The organism is Novosphingobium sp. PhB55, assembly GCF_004368805.1.
GTDB lineage: Bacteria > Pseudomonadota > Alphaproteobacteria > Sphingomonadales > Sphingomonadaceae > Novosphingobium.
On the sequence record NZ_SODQ01000011.1, the window covers coordinates 1 to 20,637 of the forward strand.

General features: G+C 64.1%; 17 protein-coding genes and 1 pseudogene. 12 read left to right on the forward strand and 6 right to left on the reverse strand.

Annotated features, from left to right (window positions below):
* Positions 1–202, forward strand: a pseudogene (locus EDF57_RS26100) (SDR family oxidoreductase); the annotation flags it as partial.
* Positions 203–354: 152 nt separating this feature from the next.
* Here EDF57_RS26100 and EDF57_RS22845 read toward each other — a convergent pair.
* A complete protein-coding gene (locus EDF57_RS22845; RefSeq protein WP_134095996.1) occupies positions 355–1,260 on the reverse strand; it encodes a DMT family transporter in 906 nt (301 codons plus the stop codon).
* 11 nt (positions 1,261–1,271) lie between these two features.
* On the opposite strand from EDF57_RS22845, the gene EDF57_RS22850 reads away from it, so the two are divergent.
* From EDF57_RS22850 to EDF57_RS22875, 6 genes are all read left to right on the forward strand, one after another.
* On the forward strand, positions 1,272–1,841 hold the full coding sequence (locus EDF57_RS22850) for an XRE family transcriptional regulator (RefSeq protein ID WP_134095997.1): 570 nt from the start codon (positions 1,272–1,274) through the stop codon (positions 1,839–1,841).
* A gap of 282 nt (positions 1,842–2,123) precedes the next feature.
* Positions 2,124–3,512, forward strand: a complete 1,389-nt coding sequence (locus EDF57_RS22855; protein WP_134095998.1) for a hypothetical protein — start codon at positions 2,124–2,126, stop codon at positions 3,510–3,512.
* A complete protein-coding gene (locus tag EDF57_RS22860) occupies positions 3,512–4,990 on the forward strand; it encodes an acyl-CoA reductase (RefSeq protein WP_166675366.1) in 1,479 nt (492 codons plus the stop codon). The genes EDF57_RS22855 and EDF57_RS22860 overlap by 1 nt, the downstream gene beginning before the upstream one ends.
* A 9-nt stretch (positions 4,991–4,999) precedes the next feature.
* Complete coding sequence (locus EDF57_RS22865) at positions 5,000–5,956, forward strand: LysR family transcriptional regulator (RefSeq protein WP_134096000.1); 957 nt, start codon at positions 5,000–5,002, stop codon at positions 5,954–5,956.
* Between the two features lie 19 nt (positions 5,957–5,975).
* The gene (locus EDF57_RS22870; protein WP_134096001.1) at positions 5,976–6,722 is read left to right on the forward strand and encodes an SDR family oxidoreductase; all 747 of its coding nucleotides are present in this window, start codon (positions 5,976–5,978) and stop codon (positions 6,720–6,722) included.
* The gene (locus EDF57_RS22875; protein WP_134096002.1) at positions 6,719–7,429 is read left to right on the forward strand and encodes an alpha/beta fold hydrolase; all 711 of its coding nucleotides are present in this window, start codon (positions 6,719–6,721) and stop codon (positions 7,427–7,429) included. Before EDF57_RS22870 ends, EDF57_RS22875 begins: the two co-directional genes overlap by 4 nt.
* A 163-nt stretch (positions 7,430–7,592) precedes the next feature.
* On the opposite strand, the gene EDF57_RS22880 is transcribed toward EDF57_RS22875, so the two are convergent.
* Positions 7,593–7,943 (reverse strand): hypothetical protein, encoded by a 351-nt coding sequence (locus EDF57_RS22880; protein WP_243841244.1) that lies wholly within the window; start codon positions 7,941–7,943, stop codon positions 7,593–7,595.
* A gap of 76 nt (positions 7,944–8,019) precedes the next feature.
* Between EDF57_RS22880 and EDF57_RS22885 the strand changes: the two genes are divergently transcribed.
* Positions 8,020–9,897 carry an FUSC family protein gene (locus EDF57_RS22885; RefSeq protein WP_134096003.1) on the forward strand — a complete coding sequence of 626 codons (1,878 nt, stop codon included), beginning with the start codon at positions 8,020–8,022 and terminating at the stop codon, positions 9,895–9,897.
* Positions 9,898–9,912: 15 nt separating this feature from the next.
* Here EDF57_RS22885 and xdhC read toward each other — a convergent pair whose 3' ends face one another.
* Positions 9,913–10,827 carry a xanthine dehydrogenase accessory protein XdhC gene (xdhC, locus tag EDF57_RS22890; protein WP_134096004.1) on the reverse strand — a complete coding sequence of 305 codons (915 nt, stop codon included), beginning with the start codon at positions 10,825–10,827 and terminating at the stop codon, positions 9,913–9,915.
* A gap of 346 nt (positions 10,828–11,173) precedes the next feature.
* Here xdhC and EDF57_RS22895 point away from each other — a divergent pair, with 346 nt between their 5' ends.
* On the forward strand, positions 11,174–13,927 hold the full coding sequence (locus EDF57_RS22895) for a TonB-dependent receptor (RefSeq protein WP_347876966.1): 2,754 nt from the start codon (positions 11,174–11,176) through the stop codon (positions 13,925–13,927).
* Between the two features lie 129 nt (positions 13,928–14,056).
* Here the strand turns inward: EDF57_RS22895 and EDF57_RS22900 are convergent, their stop codons facing one another.
* Entirely contained in the window at positions 14,057–15,064 is a 1,008-nt protein-coding gene (locus EDF57_RS22900) for a helix-turn-helix domain-containing protein (protein ID WP_134096006.1), read from the reverse strand.
* Here EDF57_RS22900 and EDF57_RS22905 point away from each other — a divergent pair.
* Complete coding sequence (locus tag EDF57_RS22905; RefSeq protein ID WP_134096007.1) at positions 15,063–15,971, forward strand: SDR family NAD(P)-dependent oxidoreductase; 909 nt, start codon at positions 15,063–15,065, stop codon at positions 15,969–15,971. The two genes, EDF57_RS22900 and EDF57_RS22905, sit on opposite strands and share 2 nt — an antisense overlap.
* A 21-nt stretch (positions 15,972–15,992) precedes the next feature.
* Here the strand turns inward: EDF57_RS22905 and EDF57_RS22910 are convergent, their stop codons facing one another.
* Complete coding sequence (locus EDF57_RS22910) at positions 15,993–16,529, reverse strand: AAA family ATPase (protein ID WP_134096099.1); 537 nt, start codon at positions 16,527–16,529, stop codon at positions 15,993–15,995.
* A gap of 181 nt (positions 16,530–16,710) precedes the next feature.
* Here EDF57_RS22910 and EDF57_RS22915 point away from each other — a divergent pair, with 181 nt between their 5' ends.
* The gene (locus tag EDF57_RS22915; protein WP_134096008.1) at positions 16,711–17,607 is read left to right on the forward strand and encodes a dihydrodipicolinate synthase family protein; all 897 of its coding nucleotides are present in this window, start codon (positions 16,711–16,713) and stop codon (positions 17,605–17,607) included.
* A 39-nt stretch (positions 17,608–17,646) separates the two neighbouring features.
* Here the strand turns inward: EDF57_RS22915 and EDF57_RS22920 are convergent, their stop codons facing one another.
* A complete protein-coding gene (locus EDF57_RS22920; protein ID WP_134096009.1) occupies positions 17,647–19,257 on the reverse strand; it encodes a cyclic nucleotide-binding domain-containing thioredoxin-disulfide reductase in 1,611 nt (536 codons plus the stop codon).
* Positions 19,258–19,509: 252 nt separating this feature from the next.
* Between EDF57_RS22920 and EDF57_RS22925 the strand changes: the two genes are divergently transcribed.
* Positions 19,510–20,631, forward strand: coding sequence for a zinc-binding dehydrogenase (locus EDF57_RS22925; protein WP_134096010.1), 1,122 nt, complete (start codon positions 19,510–19,512; stop codon positions 20,629–20,631).
* Positions 20,632–20,637: the final 6 nt, after the last annotated feature.

Sequence of the window (20,637 nt, forward strand, 5' to 3'; positions counted from 1 at the left end):
TCTGCGCCTCGGTGAAACGGCTCTTCCTCATGCGTCTGCTCCTTCTCGTGGGCAGACTCTACATCAGAATGAGGGACCTTTCGGGGGGCAGGTCAAACCCCATGAGGCCACCGACCTTATCGCCTACTTCGCATCAGATCGTGCCGCTGCAATTCATGGCGCTGAGTTCATTATCGATGGCGGCACTGTCAGGACCGGCTGAGGGTGGCAACAGAGCGCCAATGATTGGGTTAGCGGCGACATTCGCGCCGCATGAGCGCCTCCTGTTGCCGGGAGTGCGGGCAAGCGGATCGGCAACTTCTGGGTGTGAGTATTGCAAACAGGACATGATCGACTGGATACTCTCCGCCCTTCTTACTCGACCAACAGTTCGCCATTGCTCCTTCGGCGCGGCTTGAGTTCGCTGACGATCACACCGGCAATGATGAAGGCGGCACCGAGGATCGCCAGCGGGGCGAGCCTGTCGCCCCCGATCCGGCCGATGACGCCGGCCCAGACAGGCTCGCTGGCGTAGATGATCGTGGCGCGCGTGGGCGATACGGATTTCTGTGCCCAATTCATCGTCAGCTGGATCAGAGCACTTGCGATCCCCAAGCCGATACCGGCGACCAGCCAGACCCAGGAGAACGCCGGAACGCCCTCGCCCGCAATGGGCATCGTCGCGAAGGAGAGCAGTCCGCCCACGAGCAGCTGCACGACGGTGATCCTGGAACTGACCACTTCCGACGCGAACCGCCCAATCAGGAGTATCTCAGCCGCGATCGCTGCGGCGCTGAGGAGCGTGGCGATTTCGCCGCGTCCGAGACCGAGCTGCCATGCATCCGGGCCAGCAAGGAAGACCAGACCGACGAATGCGAGTGCGATGCCGGCCCATGTCAGCGCGCGCGGCGGTCGACGCACCACCAGCCATTGGATGAGTGGCACCATCGGCACATAGAGCGCCGTCAGGAAAGCCGATGTGCTGCTGCTGATCGATTGCAAACCATATGTCTGCAATCCGTAGCCCAGGAAGATGGTCACGCCGACAGCCGATCCGGCCACCAGCTCCTTCTTCGTGATGCCGCGGAGCGCGCGGCGGAACACAACTATCGTAAGCAGGCCTGCCACGACAAAGCGGAGACCGACGAAGAACAAAGGGCCGGAGTGTCCAACAGCCAGATGCACGATGAGAAACGTCGCCCCCCACATCAGGGTGATCCCGATAAGTGCAGCCTCTTCGCGGCTGAAAAAGGGTTTGTGCGTGGTGGATTTGTGCAACATACTGCGCATCTATGAGCAATATACTGCGCAGTCAATCCGATCGTTCCGATGTACTTTCCCACGTCTCGGATAATCTCAAGCGGCTCCGCCGATTGGCAGGCCTTAGCCAGGCGGCGCTCGCGGAGGCGTCAGGCGTAAGCCGCCGGATGATCGTCAATCTGGAGGGGGGCGATACCAATGTCAGCCTGTCCAGCCTGGATCGGCTGGCCTGGGCGCTCGGCGTCGACTTCGTGGCGATGGTTGCCGATCCGCAGGTCAGTGCCGAGCGAATTGAAGCATTGACCTGGAGGGGAAGTGACGATGCCAGCAAGGCGGTGCTCCTCGGCAGCGTCCCTGCTGCAGCATCGGCTCAGCTTTGGTCCTGGTCACTCGGGATTGGCGAAAGATATGTTGCCGAACCGGATCCGGCAGGCTGGCACGAGATGATCTTCGTATCTGCAGGACGACTTCGCATCGACAAGGCTGACGGGGCAGTCACCATCGATGCGCAGGACTTCGCCATCTACAGCAGCGCGCAGCCGTTTTCCTACACGAACGCGGGCGACGAAATCGTAAGGTTCACGCGCGTCGTCGTCTGTTGAGTATGGACGAGCGGCCAACGCGAATCATTCCACTCTCATCGAGCGGTCTGGCGGCCGTGCAAGAGTTTCTGTCCGGCCAGCTTGACGAGAGCAGATTTCCTCTGCGCTTGACCTATCGTCATCGTTCCTTCTTCAGGAGCTTCGCTCGATCGCGACGATCGCGGATATCGAAAGAAGCCGAGCGATAGGACTTTCCTATGGCCGCGATACGGGAATGACGCCTTCTATGCGGAATTGACTGCATTTATCTTGCCGACGACAGATCGATGAGAGGATGCAGCCATGACTATCAGTCTCCTGCCGGACAATCCGGGAGCCTGGACTTATCGCCGTTTCGAGGATCTTTACGCGATCCCGCGCGAAGAACGCGAGACGTTGCAACTCGAAGCCGTCCGGATCAATTTCGCAAAGCTGCGCAACCGCATCCCGGCCCTCAAGAAGCTGGCTGACCGCCAGGGCGTGGAGGCCATCGATAAGCTGGAAGACGTCTTGCCGGTCTGCTTCGACCACCGCGTCCTCAAGAACTATCCGATCCAGATCATCGAGAACCGCGATTTCGCCAAGCTGACCAGTTGGCTCGACAAGCTGACCGCGCATGACCTCACTCGTGTGGACCTCACGGGTGTCACCACGATCGAGCAGTGGCTGCGGAGGCTCGAAGCTTATGGCATGCTCGTCACTTATTCCAGCGGGACCACCGGCAAGCTGTCTTTCGTGCCCCGTTCCTACGATGAACTCGGCCCATGGAAGTACCACTTCTTTAGCGTCAATCGCGCGTCGAGCGGGGTGAACCCCTGGACGACCAAGCTGCCGACGTTCTTCCCCGGCTATCGCGGCGGCTATCAGACGATGCTCAAGATGATGAGCCTGTTCAATGTCGAGATGGCAGGCGGCGAGGAGCTCTACCACACGCTCTACGACACCCATATTCCGGCCGATCTCATGGCCCTTTCCGGCCGCCTGCAAGCGGCGGAGGACAAGGGCGAGGTGATGAACCTGGGCCTCGACCCTGCCCTCCTTGAACAGCGTCAGCAGATGCTGGTCCAGGGGCGTAGCCGCGAAGGCGACATGGAGGCCTGGTTCGGCAAGCTCATTCGCGATTATCGCGGGCAGAGAGTGAAGATCGGTGGCACCTTCGCCGACCTCTACCGTGTCGCCAGAGCGGGCCTCGACAAGGGCATGACTTGTGAATTCGCGCCGGGCTCGATCCTACAGGGCGGGGGCGGCATGAAGGGCTACAAGGACGCGCCCGCCGATTGGGAGGACCAGGTGAAGACCTTCTTCGGGGTAGAGCACCTCGGCAACCAGTACGGCTTCTCCGAATGTATCGGCAATGCGCCGCTTTGCGATCACGGCTACTTCCATTTCCTGCCCTACACCATCCCCTTGCTGATGGACGCGGCCGGCAAGGCGCTGCCGCGCGAGGGGGTGCAGAAAGGCCGGCTGGTACTCGTCGATCCCATTCCCACCTCCTACTGGGGCGGGTTCACCTCGGGCGACGAAGTGACGATGCACTGGGAGGAGGATTGCCCGTGCGGTTGGGGCGGACCACGCGCTTCTAAGGCGATCCGACGCTTCGCCGAGAACGAGGGCGGGGATGACAAGATCACCTGCGCCGGATCGCAGGCGGCTTACAACGAATTCATGGAATTCGTGGCGGGAGAGGCATGATGGAGCCGATCCTCGAAATACCGATCATAGCGCGCGGCAGGGTCATAATGCCCGGAGACGATGCCGTGCAGTTCAGGGGGCGCGGTGGCGCCGACTTCCGCCAGGCGGACCCGCACAAGCACATCCACGATCTCGTGCTGGGCGACACGGCGAAACTGCGCGATCTGCACGACACGCCGATGCTCGAGATCATCGATCTCTTCGTCGAGCTGGGCAAGCGCCTGCGACTGGATGACAACGAACTGCTGCAGCAAAGCTTCGCGCTTGCGCTGAAGGCGGGCGGTCTTGCCGAACCGATCCTGCGGGGCGTTTACGACGCGCTCCCGCATATGTTCGAGCGCGGTATGATGACCGGCCTCGTCGATAAGACGATCGGCCTCGATTATATCGACGGGTGGGTTCCGGGCAGCGGCCCCTACGGTAACGTCAGCATTCGCGCGGTCGGCACCCGTCAGTTGCACATCACCGCCGGCAACGTGCCGGTGGTTGCGGCCATGACCGTCGCCCGCGCCGGCCTCACCAAGTCCGACATACTGATCAAATCGCCATCGAACGACCCACTGACGGCCAATGCCATCGCCCGCACGCTGATCGACCTGGCGCCCGATCATCCGGTGACGAAGCATATCGCGGTCGCCTATTGGAAAGGCGGAGACGAAATCATGGACTCGCAGATCGTCAGGACGAGCCGGATCGACAAGATCACTACCTGGGGCGGTATGAGTTCCGTGCGCCACATCCAGAAGTTCCTCCAGCCGGGCATCGATCTCACCGCGCTCAATCCGAAGTACTCGATGTCGATGATCGGCCGCGACACTTTCGCCAGCGAAGCGGCCATGGACGAGGCGGCGATAGGTCTCGCCACGCTGGCTGGCTTCTATAACCAGACTGCCTGTGCGAACACGCGGTTGGTCTATGTCGAAAGCGACACCGATGACGCCTCGCTGGAGCGCGTCGCCGAACTCGGGCGACGTATGGTCGCTGCCTATGAGCTGTTGCCACCGCTGCTTTCCGTGCCGTTCACCGCGCCGAACCGGGAGCTTGAAGCCGAGATGGCAGCCGTCGCACTTGAGGACGATTTCTACCATGTCGAGGGCGACACGCTGAACGGCGGCTTCGTCGTCTCCAAATTCAACGACCGGGTCGAATTCTTCGACAAGCTGAACAACCGCGTGGTCAATTTCGTGCCGGTCCAGAACCTGACGGACGTCCTGAAATGGTGCGACGACACCACTCAGACCGTTGGCATCTATCCCGAGAGCATTCGGCCCCGCATCCTCGATGCCTTCGCGCTGGCCGGCATCCAGCGGCTCGTTTCGCTTGCGGGCGGCGATCCGATGACGGTCTACGCCAATTCTCACCACATGCCGCCGGGCTCCCCGCACGACGGCATCGAACCGATGCGGCGATCTGTTCGCTGGGTCGTCGACATGCGTCCGGCCGATCAGGGCGCCGCGCTTGAAATCGCTGCCGAGTAGCCAAACCGGATGGAAACCGCCCATCTCAAGGCCTTTCTGAAGATCTCCGAATACGGCTCGATCACGCGGGCCGCGGAGTCCCTGGGCATTGCCCAGCCTTCGCTCAGCCAGCAGTTGCTGCGACTTGAGGACGAACTGGGCTTCAGTCTGTTCGATCGGTCTGCCCGGGGCGTGGTTCTTACCGAGGCCGGCCACATTTTCCGGGAACGGGCGCGCCACATTCTCCAAGCCGCTGATGAGGCTATTGCAGACGGGCGGCACTTACGCGGAGACCTTCGCGGCCAGGTTGTCCTCGCCATGCCGCCGTCCATGGGCCGGCTGACTGCCGTCCCGCTGATCGCGGCGCTGGGCGAACAATCGGCCGCTGCCAGCGTGAGGATCGTCGATGCCTATAGCGGCGCCATCCGGGGATGGCTGGAGACTGGCAAGATCGATCTCGGGATACTCTACGAAAGCCAGAGCATGCGGCATCTTTCGACCCGGCGGCTGTGCCGAGAGACGTTGTTCGCCGTGGGCAAACCGGACATCCTGGCGCGTCACGGGATCCACCATGGCGCCGCCCCCCATGAAAGTTCGATCACTTATGAGACGCTTTCCCGCTTGCCGTTGGTCCTTCCCGGCATGCAGCACGGTTTGCGGCAACTTCTCGATCGGGAAAGCAGTCACCACGGCATCGATCTGCCCGTGCGGCAGGAAGTCGATTCGCTCGAAATCACGCTGGCCCTGCTGGAAAGCGGCGCGATGTGCAGCGTACTGCCCTGGTCGGCGATTGGTGACAAGGTCGCCTCCGGGGCGCTGAGCGCGGCTCGCGTCGGCGCGCATGCACTGGCCCGCACAATGGTCATCGCCCGTAATCCATCGATCGTACTCACCCATGCTTCGGTGCGGATCGAGATGTTGTTGCGGCAACTGCTGGCATCGATGGCGAGCGATGGCTCCTGGTCGGGCCAGGCCATCGAAGAATGACGAGCGAAGTTAGAAGCTGATGACGAGCATACCTCTGTCCGGGAAGGTGGCCCTGGTTACTGGCGCAGGCCGGGGCATCGGAAAGCAGATCGCACTTCGGCTTGCCGCCGCGGGCGCGAGCATCGTCGTCCATTTCAGCGGCAGCGAAGCCGGCGCTGCTGCGACGGTGGATGAGATCGTTGCAGCCGGGGGCGAGGCAATCCGCGTGCGCGCCGACATCAGCAAGCGGAGCGAAGTCGAGCAGCTTTTCGGTGCGATAGACCAGCACTTTGACCGCCTCGACATCGTGGTGAACAGCGCGGGCGTCAGCGGTGGCGGGAGTCTTGCCGATCTCGACGAGGAGCAGCTCGAATGGATGCTCGGCGTCAACTTGCGCGGCCCGCTCTACATTGCCGCGGAAGCGGCGAGCCGGCTGCGCGACGGCGGGCGCATCATAAACCTCTCCTCCAGCCTCGGTGAATTTCCGATGGCGGGCGCAGGCATCTATTCGGCGACGAAAGTGGCTATCAAGAGCTTCACTGAAAGTTGGGCCAAGGAGCTTGGCCGGCGAGGTGTGACGGTCAACACGGTCATTCCCGGCGCCACGGCTCCGGGCATGATGGACCGAGCACCGCAGGAAACCCGTGCCTTTTTTGAGCAAGCCTCCCCATTCGGACGTATCGGCACAGCGAGCGAAGTCGCAGCGGTGGTGGCGTTTCTCGCCTCACCGGAGGCAAGCTGGGTATCAGGCGCACATATCCTCGCGAATGGCGCAGCCAGCACATGACGACCTTCGTCCTCGTGCACGGCGGCGGCCACGGCGGATGGTGCTGGGCTCTGGTGAGGCGCGCGCTACAGAACGCCGGCCACGAGGTTTTTGCGCCGACACTCACCGGATTGGCGGACCGGAGCCATCTGCTGTCCCCGGAGCTGGGTCTCGGGACTCATATCACTGACATTGCCGCTTTGCTCAAGTTCGAAGACCTGCATGACGTTGTTCTGGTCGGCCACAGCTACGGCGGCATGGTCGTCACCGGCGCCGCAGATCGCGAAGCGCATCGGATAGAGCGGCTCGTCTACCTCGACGCAGCGATCCCTCAAGATGGTGAAGCGCTGATCGATGTATCGCCCGGCCTGTTGCTATTGGCCGGGACCACACGCATGGTCGATGGCGTTGAACTGGGACTTTGGCCCGACGCGGCAGCGGGGGAGATATACGGGCTCGGCACTTGTCCGCTCAAGGATTGGGCCTTGGAACGCCTTACGCCGCATCCTTGGAAAACCGTTACCGACAAGCTGATCCTGAACGATCCGGCCCGCCTCGCTCAAATTCCCCGGACGATCGTAAACTGCCCAACGTCATTGGCTAATCGGCCCGAAGCGCTACGCCACCGCTGGCTGCAAGCGGAAACGGTATTGTCGCTCGACACGGGTCATGATCTCATGCTGACGGCGCCGCAGAGCGTGATAGATATCCTGCTTAAAGCCGCATAACGCGCCCAATACTTCGTTCTATTTCCCTGGATCACCAGGTTTCTGATCCCAGTACGAGTGAAAATCGAGCCTTGGGATGGGCGGTTTGGGTGTTTGTCTTAGAATGGCTTTGCTCAAAGCCTGGTCGCTCATGCGGGAAGGCTTCAGGTGGTAAGCGCCCTTTTCAGAAAGCTGACGTGACGCCGAACTCGGCGACGACGCGGCGATAGTCGTAGATTTCGATGGTGGAGCGATTGCGCTCCCACTTGAGACGGACCAGCGGCGCGAAACTGCCCAGGTGAAGCGCGCGCAAGGTCGCGGCAATGCTCGCGCTGTATCGATGCTCGATGCGCCGTTCAGGATAGAGAAACAGGCGCTCGTCCGCTTCGAGATGACTATAGCCAAGCGTACCGACCAGCGTGGTGCGCCCCAGTTCCAAAAGATAAGCCGAGCTTCCACCCATCGCCACGGTGATCACGCAGTGGAAGGGCGAACCGGCCTCCCCGGCCCCTGCCCTGCCGGAAGACATCCGCATTGCGCGGCCTTCGATGGGGCGTGCTTAAATCGCAATTGATGCGGGTGACCGAAGTGGGCAGGCTGGGCGGAGCGTGATGACCGACAAGCCTGATCCTCGCCGGCCTCGGCCCCATACCAGGACGATCGTCCGAAGAGCCGCGCGACGTCTCGAGCTGCGCTCCTTCGGCCTGCTCCCAGAGCTCTTCAACCATGTCGAGGGCCTGCGTGCTGCCGTCGCCGTCGCGCTCCCCCTCGTTCTTGCCGTGACGACCGGGCGCGCCGGGTTGGGGTGGGCCGTCTTCGCGGCGTTCTGGACGTGCCTTTGCGACAGTCCCGGACCGGACACCCAGCGCCGCCGCCTGCTGGCTATCTTCGTGGGCTGCGGCACCGTCATTTCCTTCGCCGGTTCATGGATCGCCTCGTTCGCGCCCATGGCAGGCATGATCGCGGGGCCGACCATCGTTTTCTGTGCGGTCCTGTGGTCGGCACGTATCCGGTTCGGTGGACTGCTCGGTACGCTGCTCGCGGTCGTCGGCGTGGTGGCCGTCGGTTTCCCGCATCCACCGGCGCAGGCCGCGGTACAAGCCGCCGCCTTCCTCGGTGGCGCGGTCTGGGCCTATCTGCTGATCAATGCGATATGGCGGATCGACGCCGCCCTGCCGCTTTCCCGCGCATCGGACGCCGTCGTCGTGCGCCTGCTCGATATGGCCGAAAGCCTTGTGCAGCTCGGAGACGCGCAGCACCGCGACGATCGCTGGCACCGCGAACATGCGGAACACCGACGCGCAGTAAGGCTGGCCATCGAGCGTTTCCGCAGCATGCTGGAACGCTATGGCGAAGACCCTTCCGCCACCGCCCCGTTCGAGCAGGACTGCGAAGCCTGCGAGACGCTGTTCGGCGCCTTGATCGCGCTGGACCAGGCCTGCATCATCAGGGCCGGACGGATCGAGGAGCGCGCCGCCGTCGCCCATGCCTGCAAGACGACCCTGCTGGCCTGGACCCTCTCTTCCCGCTCCCGCGGACGTCGGCACGACCCGCTCGATTGGGCCGCAGGCCGGCTGCGGCGCCTTCAGGGCCAACTCACCGATGACCTGTTCATCGGCTGCCTGCGAGCATTCGAGAGCGCGCTGGAAGGATTGGCCTGTCGCCAATCCGGAACCCATCTACAGGGCAAGGCTGGGCAGGCACGTCCCCTCCACGGAACGTCCCCGGTCGCCCTGCGCCAGGCCGTGCGGCAATCGGTAGGATTGGTCGTCGTCTATCTGTCGGCCATCGTCTTCCAGCTGGGCTATCCCTATTGGGCGGCCATGGCGCTTGTCGTGGTATTGCAGGGCGGCGCCCGGGTGACATGGGCGCGCTGCCTTGAGCGCATCCTGGGCAGCGTGCTGGGCGGGATGCTCGCATGGCTGTTGGTGACGGTGAGCAGCGCTTCACCAGTCCTCGTCATGCTGGCGGTCATCCTGGCGGGCGCGGCGATCGCCGTGCGTTCGGTGAACTACACCATCTTCGTCATCTTCCTCACCATGCTTTTCGTGATCGTCGCCGAAATGCTCCAGCCCGGCGCGGGCATCGCCTCATCCCGCATGCTCGACAACGTGATCGGCAGCGTGACGGCGCTGATCGCCGTATTCACCTTGTGGCCCGATTTCGGCGCTTCTCTTAAGAACCGCATCGACGAAGGCATCGACGCCAATCGCCGCTATTTCGAGGCCGTGCGCCGGAACGAGCCGGTTGCCGAAATCGAACAGGCGCGCCGCGGCGCGGGGCTTGCCAGCGTCGAGGCCGAAATCGCCCTGCACGATGTCGGCGGCATGCTGCGCCGGCTGTTCCAGTCCGGGCATGGCGGCGAACCGTTGCAGGACCTGCGAAATACCGCGGGCGAAGCCGCGATGGCATGGCACCGGCGGCTGGGCGCTCAGGTCCAGTCAACACCGATCTTCGACGAAGGGCGCTTCAGTCAAGTTCAGGCATAGCCGAAAGAAGAACTGCTAGGCGTTCAGTTGAAGCACCTGGGCCAGTACGGCAATGGCGATGACATCCGGTTCGCTACCGGTCACACCGGGAAGCCCGATCGGTGCGGTGAGGCGTGCCAAGGCATCTTCGCTCACCCCCTCTGCCAGAAGACGCGCCCTGACGCGTGCGATCTTGGTTGACGATCCGATCAGCCCGACGAAGGCCAGGGGCGTTCGCGTCAGGGCGGCAAGGGCCAGACCGTAGTCGAGCGAGTGGTCATGCGTGAGGATGGCGACAGCCGCATCGTCCGGCGCCTCTTCGAGGCATTTTGCGATCTGCTCCTCAGAGATCACCGTGACCCCGTCAATTTCGGCCGATTCCGGTCTCGTGTCGAACCAGGCGAGTTGCAGCGGCAGGCCGATCGTGTGCCGGGCGATCGCCCTGCCGATGTGCCCCGCACCGAACAGGTAGAACGGCCTCGGCCGCCTTCCCAGCGGCTCCACCATGCGCGTCCCGGCGCCGGGCAGCTCGCCGCGCGCCGACTGCCGCGTGGCCGTTTCACGCCGGAATACCGCGCGTTCAACCCGAGTTTTCTCCAGTGTCGTCACCAGCATGTGCCAGGGCTCCGCATCATGCAGCCAGTCGAGATCGCCCGGATCCAGATGCTCGATGAGTACCCGCATCCGCCCGCCGCAGCACGCATCGAGCCGCCGACCGAGAGGATAGTCCTCCACCCGCCAGTTGCCAGGCGGCAGCGTCAGCAAGGTGCGTGCCTTTTCCAGCACCAGGCGTTCAAGCTCTCCCCCACCGATGCTGCCGAGTTGGTCGCCGGTGGTCACAAGCATGCGCGTCCCTGCCCCGCAGGGTGCTGCCCCTTCCGTCGCCAGTACCGATATGAGCGCAGAGGGCGTCCCGGGAAGGCGCCGCAGCCAGCCGATCCACTGGGTCATGCCGATACCAACCCGGAGCCGGATCGACCGTCGGACTGCCGCATTTCCCGGTGTCCCAGAGAATTGTCGTCAGGCATCACGCCGCATGTATCCTCTTGGCGAACGTTGCGTTTTTGTCACGATGTTGCGCTTTTGTTTCAAAAATGTGGCACTTTCAAGAATTCTTGTTGCAGTGCGGAGGCAGGCAAGAGAGCTTTCATTTCACCCGAGTTCAGGCGACTTACGAAAGGGTGAAATAATGAATTCCATGCGTTTTCATTTGCATTGCAGCATGGCCGTAATGGCCTTTGTACTTCCTGCCACCGCCTTCGCACAAGATGATCCCGCTTCGACTGACGCTATTATAGTGACCGGTTCGCGCATTCGACAGAACCCGCTCGACAATCCCAGTCCCGTCGTCACGGTCAGTAACGAGGACATAGCCAAGACGGGCCTTTCCTCCGTCGCAGATGTGCTGCAACGCCTGCCGAGCGCGGCGGGCGGCCTCAATACCAAGGCCAACAATTCGGGCAATATCGGCAACCCGCAGGACGGCGGCGGCGTGGGTGCCGGCACCAGCGAAATCGACTTGCGCTATCTCCTGGCCAAACGCACGCTCGTGCTGGTGGACGGCATGCGCTACGTGAACGCCACGGCGGCCAGCGGCATCCCCTCCACGGTCGACCTCAACACCATTCCCGCCAGCCAGATCGAGCGGATCGAAGTGCTGCAATCGGGGCAGTCGCCGCTCTACGGATCGGACGCGATCGCCGGTGTCGTCAACATCATCACCAAGTCCGAGCAGGAAGGGCTGCGCGCCTCGGGCCAGTTCGGCACCTATCGGCAGGGTGACGGGCATACGCAGGATTACAACGTCAGCTACGGGGTGAAGGGCCCGACCACTTCGGTCGTGTTCGGCGCCAGCTACGTGAAGCAGGACAAGGTCAGCACGGCGGACCGTTCGATCTCGCAGTTCCCCAACCCCGGCCAGACTTCGTGCCTGGATCCGCGCGGCGGCTGTTCGTCGGCAGCCGTGAACGGGCGCATCGTTTTCAACGAGGGTAATCCATCGCTACCGGCAGGGGGCAGCATCACGCCGCGCAACCCTCCGCTCACCACCCAGGGCGTCTACGATCCGACGCTTGCAGGCGGCGATTTCCGCGCCTTCACCGATGCCGACCGCTTCAACTTCTCTCCCTACAACTACTTCCTGACGCCGCAGGAGCGCTATGGCTTCTGGGTCAGCGCCAAGCAGGAACTCACCTCCAACATCACCTTCCGTGCCAAGATGGTCTACAACCATCGCAATTCGCAGAACCAGGCCGCCTTCCTGCCGCTGTTCATCGGGCCTGATGCGGGCAACGGCAACTTGCTCGACACCGTCTCGGTCGATGTGAGCAACCCTTACAACCCCTTCGGCATCACGCTGAATTCGGGCGCGAACGGGGAACCGGCAACTTACGGTTTCGTCGCCCGCCGCCTGGTCGAAGCCGGGCAGCGCACTTACACGCAGCGCGTCGACACGATGACCGCCAATGCCGGGCTGGATGGCAGCTTCCATGTGGGTTCGCGCAAGTTCTACTGGGATGTCAACGCCGCCTTCGGCTGGAACGACGCCAAGCAGATCTTCACCGGCAACGTCAACGCCGCGCGGGTGGCGCAGGCACTGGGCCCATTGGCGGACTGCACCGGAGCCTGCGTGCCGCTGAACATCTTCGGCGGCGAAGGCTCGATCACGCAGGCCATGCTCGACTACATCTCGTTCACCGAGCGAGACAGGTCCAGCCAGCGCATGCAGGACTATACCGCCAACCTCACCGGTGACCTGTTCGACTTGCCTGCGGGCCCGGTCGGCATCGCGGTCGGCTATGAGCACCGCTACCAGTTCGGCTCGTTCACGCCCGATCCGATCATCCAGGCGGGGCTCGGCGCAGACATTCCCGCGCAGGCCGCGGCAGGCAGCTACAATTCGGATGAGTTCTACGGCGAATTGCGCGTGCCGATCCTGAAGGACACCCCGTTCTTCCAGCTGCTGGAAGCCGACGGCGCGGTACGCCACGCCAATTACTCGACCAGCGGATCGAGCACGACGTTCACCGCGACCGGCCTGTGGAAGCCGGTCTCCGACCTGCTGCTGCGCGCCAGCTATGCCGAAGGGTTCCGCGCTCCGGCGATCGGCGAACTGTTCGGCGCCCAGTCCCGCGCCGACGCCCCGATCGACGACCCCTGCACCAACGTCGCCGGATCGCTGTGGCAAAGTTCCGCCACGGTGCGCACGAACTGCATCGCCAACGGCGTTCCCGCCAGCGGCAGCTATCAGGAGCCGCAGGGCGGCCAGATCGGCACGCTGACCGGCGGCAACGACCAGCTCAAGCCGGAAACCAGCAAGACCCTGCTCTTCGGCGGTGTCTATAGCCCGTCCTGGGCGCGCGGCGGCATTGCCCGCAATCTCAGCCTCGAAGTCAATTACTACGACATCAAGGTGAGCGACGCGATTTCGGCCATCAACCCGCAAGTCACCCTGTCGCGCTGCGCCGAACTGGGCGATCCCAGCGCCTGCGCCAATGTGGTGCGCACGCCCAGCGGCATCATCTCGCGCGTGGTCGGCCTGCTGCAGAACATCGGCAGCATTCGCACGCAGGGTATCGACGTCAGCCTGAACTACACCTCGCCCGATACCGGCGCGGGCACGTTCGGCCTGTCGTTCAACGCCAACCGACTGCTCAAGTATACCGAGACGTTCCCCACGGCGGACGGTTCGGCCACGATCAGCTACAAGGGCACCACGCGCGGTTTCCCGGATCAGTCCTATCCCAAGTTCAAGGGCACCGGCATCCTCTCGTGGTCCATCGCCGGCATCGATGCCTCGTTCACCGGCCGCTACATCGACAGCGTGACCGAGAGCGACGGCCACAAGATGAACAGCCGGTTCTACGGCGACGTCCAGCTTGGCTATACGCCCAGCTTCATGGACAGCGCCTTCACCTTCACGCTGGGCGTGGTCAACGTGTTCAACACCGATCCGCCGCCGTGCAACACTTGCACGGGCCCGAACTACGATCCCACCACCTATGACGTGCCCGGCCAGTTCGGCTACTTGCGCGTTTCGGTGAAGATGTAAGCACGGATCCGGGCGCCGGTGCCAGACGCACCGGCGCTTGGTGCCTATTGCCCGCGAAGCGACATTGCAGCAGCGGGACCTGACCGCCAGCCCCGATGCGCCGGCCGCAAAATGCAGGCCGCTCCCAATTCAACCCGCGGGATGCCGCCCGTGCATCTCGGCGGTCACCACTGCCGCCGCCGCGCATAACCGCTGCGCGCAGGCTTCGATTCTGCGCGGGTCAAGGTCGGTCGGCAGCCCCGTCACCACCAGCTGGAATGCCACCGTTGCCTCCGGCGAGAACACCGGGGCAGCTATGTAGCTGACGCCTGCCCCCTCCGCCCGCGCGAGGTCGACCAGCTGGATCTCGTCCGCCGAGAGCTGCCCGATCAGTTCGTGCACTCGCGTCCAATAGGCCTCGTCGCGGACCTGATCGCTGGCCGTCACCAAGACCTGGCGGCTGGCCGCGGCGCCCGGGCCATTCGCGCAGACGGCATAGCCGCGCGCACGGATCAGCGGCAACGCATCACGCAAATGATCGAGCACGGAAGCCGCCATGAAAGGCCGAGCCTTGCCAATGTAGCCGTCGATCAGCGTCTGGTCGCCCCAGGCGACGTGGCACAGCCCGACCGGAGGCATGAGCGGGCGCCGTTCTCCCACGCGCGTGAGTCCAAGGTGGGATTGAGGCCTGCCTTCCTTGACCAGCACCACGATCTCTTCATCCGCAAGGCAATTCGCGCTGCATTGCATATCCAGCTCGGCCGCGAGCCGCGCCAGCTCTCGCCGCGCGATCTCGATGCCCTGGTGGCCGGCAATGGCGGCCTGGCCGATGGCGACGAGCGATAGACCAAGCGAATAGGTCCGGTGCTTCTCATGGCGCGAGAGAAACTGCCCAGCGGCCATCGTCGTCAGCAGGCGATGCGCCGATCCATTGCTGAGCCCGACGTGCCGGGCGATCTCTGCCAGGGTGAAACGCTCGGTCGGATGGGCGCCCAGGAATTTGAGGACATCCATGACGCGCGTGGTGGGGTTCGACGGATCGGACAATGAGACGGCTCCAACCATCGCCAAGGCGGCGTTGACTTGGGTAGCACCCTGCCACATCATTCCAGCATTATCCAGTGGCATTCCATTATTGGAATAGCGGGAGATGTCCATGAGCAAGGTTTCCGAGAACGTCGCTTTCGCCCAAAGCGCCGTCGGGGCGGAATATCCGTCGATCCCGGCCGTGCGTCAGCGCGAACTCGACATCGCGGGCAAAGTGGTGGTCATAACCGGTGCCAGCCGGGGGATGGGCAAGCAGGCGGCGCTCGACTTCGCGCGGCGCGGCGCCAGGGTCGTGCTCGCCGCAAGGACCGTTGAAACGGATGCCTCGCTGCCCGGCACGATCGGCGAGACGCTCGCGGCCATCGAGGCCGCCGGCGGCGAGGCTATCGCGGTCGCGACGGACCTTGCCGAAGAGGCCGATCTGCGCGCGCTGATCGATGCGGCCATGGCGCGCTTCGACGGCGTCGACATATTGGTCAACAATGCCGCTGCCACCACCGGCGACATCTGGGGCAAGCCCTTTCTCGACCTCACGCGCGAGGAATGGCTCTACCAGTTCGCGGTCAACGTCCATGCGCCCTTCACGCTGACGCAGCTGGTGGTTCCGATCATGGAAGCCCGCGGCGGCGGACGCATCATCAACTTGTCCACGGGCAGCGGCGAAGTCTTTCGTCAGCCGGAAGAGCTGCCCAAGCTGGGCGCCGTCGGCGGCTTCAGCCTGGCCGTACCGGGATACTATTCCAGCAAGCGCGCGCTCGACCGCTTCGGCAACGCCATGGCGCCCGAGCTGCACGCCCGCAACATCGCCATTATCGGCCTTCATCCGGGCCTTGTCGCCACCGAACTGGTCGCCATCCGCGTCAAGGAGCGCGGGCTTGATGACCGTGTGGCCGTGCCCATGACGGTGCCTGCGCGCATGATGGTCTACTTCGCGGCCTGCGAAAATCCATGGGAGTATACTGGTCGCCTGTTCTGGGCGGAGCGTGAACTGGAAGGACTGGGCATCCCGCTCGCCTGAACAGCCTGAGAAGAAACGGGCCTAGGCAATATGCCCCAGAACGAACTTCACACGCTCAGCAATCGATGACAGGGGCAGCGTTACAAGAGCATAGCCCAGCGCCGAGTAGGTCTCCACCATGACATGAAAGGTCGCCTCGGCCTCGGCCAACGTCTGCTTGCGTTCCTCGTCCTGCCGGAAAATCGCGGGCCATGGCGGGGCCACGAAGACTTTGGGGGCATATCGCCGCAGTTCGGCCGCGCGCATTGCGGGCGCCGGAACGGGCAAGCCGCAAAGTCTGAGGTAGCCGATCACGTCGGGGATGCCGCGATCGAAGAGCACGGTGCCGTGACTGGCTGCAGCTTCACGGTGGGAGCGCATTTCCCAGTTGAGCATCAATGCCGCGAAAGCCGCACGATCCGCCCAGGGGAGAGCTTCGCCGCCGATATCGACCTGGTCCTGGATAATGGCTCTGCCCGCCTCCGGCATGTGTCGGAACCCTTCGGCGGCCAGGGCCTGGATCAGGCTGGTCTTGCCCGAGCCAGGACCGCCGGTGATGACATGGAGATGATCGGTCATGTGTTCGATGTTCCGTTCGAGATCGGCTAGGGGATAGCGCAAGCGAAGGTCGGCCGACACCGCCGCGGCCCTCAGAATGATCCCCTGCTTTTCGAAATCCGGCCTTGCGCCAGGCGTTGCTCCCCCGGCTGGCTCCGTCCTAGAACTCCCCCCTTCGATGTTTGCTGATGGACCGCTGCCCATGACGATCTTCACCGGCCTCTCCGCCTTTCCGCTCACCCCGGCCGACGAAAACGGTATCGTCGATACCGATGCTCTGGGCTTGCTGGTGGACCGGCTGGCGGGTGCGGGCGTCGATTCCATCGGCGTGCTGGGCAGCACAGGCACTTATGCCTATCTCGACCGCGACCAGAGAAACCGCGCCGCCGTCGCAGCGGTGGAGGCAGCCGGTGGCCGTGTGCCTGTCGTAGTCGGCGTGGGCGCCTTGCGCACCTCCTGGACCTGCGAACTGGCCGCCGCAGCCGAACGGGCCGGAGCAAGCGGGCTGCTGCTGGCGCCCATGTCTTATGCCAAGCTGACCGAACGGGAAGTGGCGGATCATTTCAAGGCCGCCGCGGGCAGCACCGCCCTGCCGCTTTGCATCTACAACAATCCGGGCACGACCAATTTCACCTTCTCCCACGGGCTGATCGCCGCGCTGTCTCACGTCGACGGGATCGCCGCCGTGAAAATGCCGCCACTGGAAAGCGGGGACTACGCAGGCGAGATCGCCGAGCTTCGCGCCTCGGCGCCGGAGGATTTTCGGATCGGTTACAGCGGAGACTGGTGCGCCGCGCCGGCTTTCCTGGCTGGTGCGGATGCCTGGCACAGCGTGATTGCCGGGATCCTCCCCGCCCCCGCGCTTCGACTGGCGCGGGCCGCCCGCAATGGCGACCAGGCCGAAACCGCCCGCCTGCAAGCGGCCTTCGCGCCGATGTGGTCCCTGTTCCAGCAGCATGGTAGCCTGAGGCTCATCTACGGGATAGCCGAAGTGCTGGGACTGCCGGCGGGCAGGCCGCCGCTCCCCTTGCAGGCCTTCACCGGCGCAAACCGCGTCGATGGGCTGGAAGAGGCCATGGAGCGCATGACTTCGATCTGAGGCCCGGCCGCGACAGCCGATACCGACGCAGGCTCCCGCTCACGTCCGAATGTGGTTCCACACGCTGGAAATGACCACGGACCCCTCCCCTACCGAGGATGCGACGCGCTTCACCGATCTCGCCCGAACGTCGCCTACCGCAAAGATGCCCGGACAGGAGGTGGCGTAAGGCGAGCTTCCGCCAACGCTCTCGCCCGTCTGCACGAAACCGCAGCTGTCGAGAGTGATGAGGTCCGCCAGCCACTCTGTGTTCGGCGCGGCGCCGACCATGATGAACAGCGCGCAAGCGGGATGCTCGCGCGTGCCCTGCGCGTCGCGGATGGTCACGGATTCCAGCTTCCCATCCCCGTGAACCGCCACGACTTCGCATTGGTAGTCGATCGAGACCGCGGGGTCGGCCTGGAGCCGACTGGACAGGTAGTTGGACATGGATGCCGCCAGCGTGCCGCCCCGCACCACCACGTTCACATGGGCCGAGGACCGGCTGAGGAACATCGCCGCCTGCCCCGCCGAGTTGCCGCCGCCGATCACCACGGTCGGTGCATTCCGGCAGAAACGCGCCTCGTTTTCGGTGGCAGCGTAGTAGACGCCCTTGCCCTCCAGTTCCGCCAGGCCATCGATGGGCAGGCGGCGGTACTGGACACCCGTGGCGACGACGACGGCTCCGGCCCGCACCCGCTGGCCGTTGTCGAACGTGGCGCAGAACTGCTTGTCCTCCAGCCGGTCCAGCTTCACCACACGCCGCGGCATGGCGAAGCGCGTCCCGAACTTCATCGCCTGAACCTCGCCGCGCCACACGAGATCGGCGCCGGAAATGCCGGTGGGAAAGCCCATGTAGTTCTCGATGCGGCTGGAGGTTCCGGCCTGACCGCCGATGGCCGTATCTTCCACCACCAGTGCCCGCAGGCCTTCGGCTCCGGCATAGACACCGGCCGCAACGCCGGCAGGCCCGCCGCCGACGATGACGACATCGAATTCCTCGTCGTCCACCAGTTCCCGGTTGAGGCCCAGCAGGCGCGCCACTTTGTCCGGCGTGGGGTCCGCCACGACATTGTTGCGCCCGAAAATGACGGCGGGGGTGTCTTCCGAAACGGAGCAGCTTGTGGCGACGAGCCGGGCATCCTCGCTGCCCAGCGCGTAGCTGGTGTAAGGAAAGCGATTGCGGCTCGCGAATTCGGCGATCCGGCGGATGGACGCGTCTTCGTCCTCCCCGATCAGCACCAGCATCCCGTCACCGGCATCGAGCTGCCGCCGCCGCCGCGCGGCGAGCACGGTGATGATGATGTCGGACATTTCCGGAATTTCCGACATGAGCCGCAACATCACCGGCCTCGGCACTTCGATGACCTTCGTGTCGCTGACCGTCCGCATCGGCAGGGACCAGCTGCCGCCGTCCAGGAAAGACATCTCCCCCATGAACTGCGTCGGCCCGAGCGTCGATGGAACGTGCCGCTCCCGGGTGAAAGGGTTCACGACCTCGATCTCCCCTTCCTCGACATAGACGAACCGGTCGACCGGATCGCCCGTATCGACGATGAGCGTGCCCGCGGCATATTCCACCTCGGATCCGGCATCGCGAAGGGCGGCGACGTGAGAGGCTGCCAGGGGCACCCGCTGCATCTCGCGAAGATCTCTGCCTATGGTTTCCAGGACGTGTCTCCAGCTTCACGGATCGGGCGTGCTCGCTAGTCCCTGACATGCGGCTTCCCGCAATCCTTGGCAACCTTCGGGCGACGATCCGATCCCTGGCCATGCCGGCCGCCGCCCACGCGGCTCTCATGACCGCCTCGGGCGACCGGATGCCTTGCACAGCAGGCGGGGCCGACTAAGTTGGCCCGGACGTGCCGCGCTGTAGAGCGCCCTGCCAGCTTCGGCCCCCTCGGCCGCCAACCGGAGAAGATCATGGACCTCACTGGACGCGAACTGAGATCGACGATCGAGGACGGCAGGCTCACCCTGTCGCTTGAGGACGTTCGCATCGACGAGCCGGCCGACGACGAGATCGTCGTGCGCGTGGAGGCCGCACCGATCAATCCGAGCGATCTCGGCCTGCTCCTCGGCCCGGCGGATGTCTCCACCATGGAAAAGCTCGAAGGCGATCGCCCGCGTCTGCGTTTCGCCATTCCGGAGAGCCGCATGTCCGCCGTATCCGGCCGGCTTGGGCAGTCGATGTCCGTTGGCAACGAAGGGGCCGGCATCGTCGTGGCAGCGGGCGGCGACGCGGCGGCGCTGAAGGGCAAGCGGGTCGGCATGATCGGCGGCGGCATGTTCGCCGACTATCGCCGCATCAAGGCCAGCGACGTGATCCCCCTGCCCGATGGCGCGACTTCGGCCCAGGGCGCCTCGATGTTCGTCAACCCGCTGACGGCCCTAGGCTTCGTCGAAACGGCCCGGCGCGAAGGGCACAAGGCCATCGTTCATACCGCAGCGGCCTCTAACCTGGGGCAGATGCTGCAGAAGATCTGCCTCGACGACGGCATCCCCCTGGTCAATATCGTCCGCTCCGAGCAGCAGGCCGACATTCTGCGCAAGATCGGCGCCGAGCACATCGTCAACAGCCAGGACGAGGATTTCGGCGCCCGGCTGGCCGAGACCGTCGAGCAGACCGGCGCCACCGTCGCTTTCGATGCCATCGGCGGCGGCACGCTTCCCGGCACGATCCTCCAGGCCATGGAACGGGCTTCGTTGAAGCGGATGACGGAATATAGCCGTTACGGCTCCATGGAGTTCAAGCAGCTCTATATCTACGGCGCCCTGGACCCCTCCCCCACGGTGCTGAACCGCCTTGCCTTCGGGTTCCAGTGGGGCGTCTCGGGCTGGCTGCTCTTCCCCTTCCTCCAGAAAGCCGGTCCCGAAGTGGCGATGAAGCTGCGCAGCCGCGTGGTGGCGGAACTCGATACGACGTTCGCCAGCCATTATTCCCGCGTCATCGGCCTGGCCCAGGCGCTCGATCCCGACGTGCTGCGCATCTACGAGCGAAAGGCGACGGGCGAGAAGTTCCTGATCGATCCGAGCCTGGGCTGAAGCCTG

Coding starts and splice junctions, on each gene's coding strand:
- EDF57_RS22845 (WP_134095996.1), bottom strand. CDS start 1,260: ATGTTGCACAAATCCACCACGCACAAACCCTTTTTCAGCCGCGAAGAG.
- EDF57_RS22850 (WP_134095997.1), top strand. CDS start 1,272: ATGAGCAATATACTGCGCAGTCAATCCGATCGTTCCGATGTACTTTCC.
- EDF57_RS22855 (WP_134095998.1), top strand. CDS start 2,124: ATGACTATCAGTCTCCTGCCGGACAATCCGGGAGCCTGGACTTATCGC.
- EDF57_RS22860 (WP_166675366.1), top strand. CDS start 3,512: ATGGAGCCGATCCTCGAAATACCGATCATAGCGCGCGGCAGGGTCATA.
- EDF57_RS22865 (WP_134096000.1), top strand. CDS start 5,000: ATGGAAACCGCCCATCTCAAGGCCTTTCTGAAGATCTCCGAATACGGC.
- EDF57_RS22870 (WP_134096001.1), top strand. CDS start 5,976: ATGACGAGCATACCTCTGTCCGGGAAGGTGGCCCTGGTTACTGGCGCA.
- EDF57_RS22875 (WP_134096002.1), top strand. CDS start 6,719: ATGACGACCTTCGTCCTCGTGCACGGCGGCGGCCACGGCGGATGGTGC.
- EDF57_RS22880 (WP_243841244.1), bottom strand. CDS start 7,943: ATGCGGATGTCTTCCGGCAGGGCAGGGGCCGGGGAGGCCGGTTCGCCC.
- EDF57_RS22885 (WP_134096003.1), top strand. CDS start 8,020: ATGACCGACAAGCCTGATCCTCGCCGGCCTCGGCCCCATACCAGGACG.
- xdhC (WP_134096004.1), bottom strand. CDS start 10,827: ATGACCCAGTGGATCGGCTGGCTGCGGCGCCTTCCCGGGACGCCCTCT.
- EDF57_RS22905 (WP_134096007.1), top strand. CDS start 15,063: ATGAGCAAGGTTTCCGAGAACGTCGCTTTCGCCCAAAGCGCCGTCGGG.
- EDF57_RS22900 (WP_134096006.1), bottom strand. CDS start 15,064: ATGGACATCTCCCGCTATTCCAATAATGGAATGCCACTGGATAATGCT.
- EDF57_RS22910 (WP_134096099.1), bottom strand. CDS start 16,529: ATGACCGATCATCTCCATGTCATCACCGGCGGTCCTGGCTCGGGCAAG.
- EDF57_RS22915 (WP_134096008.1), top strand. CDS start 16,711: ATGACGATCTTCACCGGCCTCTCCGCCTTTCCGCTCACCCCGGCCGAC.
- EDF57_RS22925 (WP_134096010.1), top strand. CDS start 19,510: ATGGACCTCACTGGACGCGAACTGAGATCGACGATCGAGGACGGCAGG.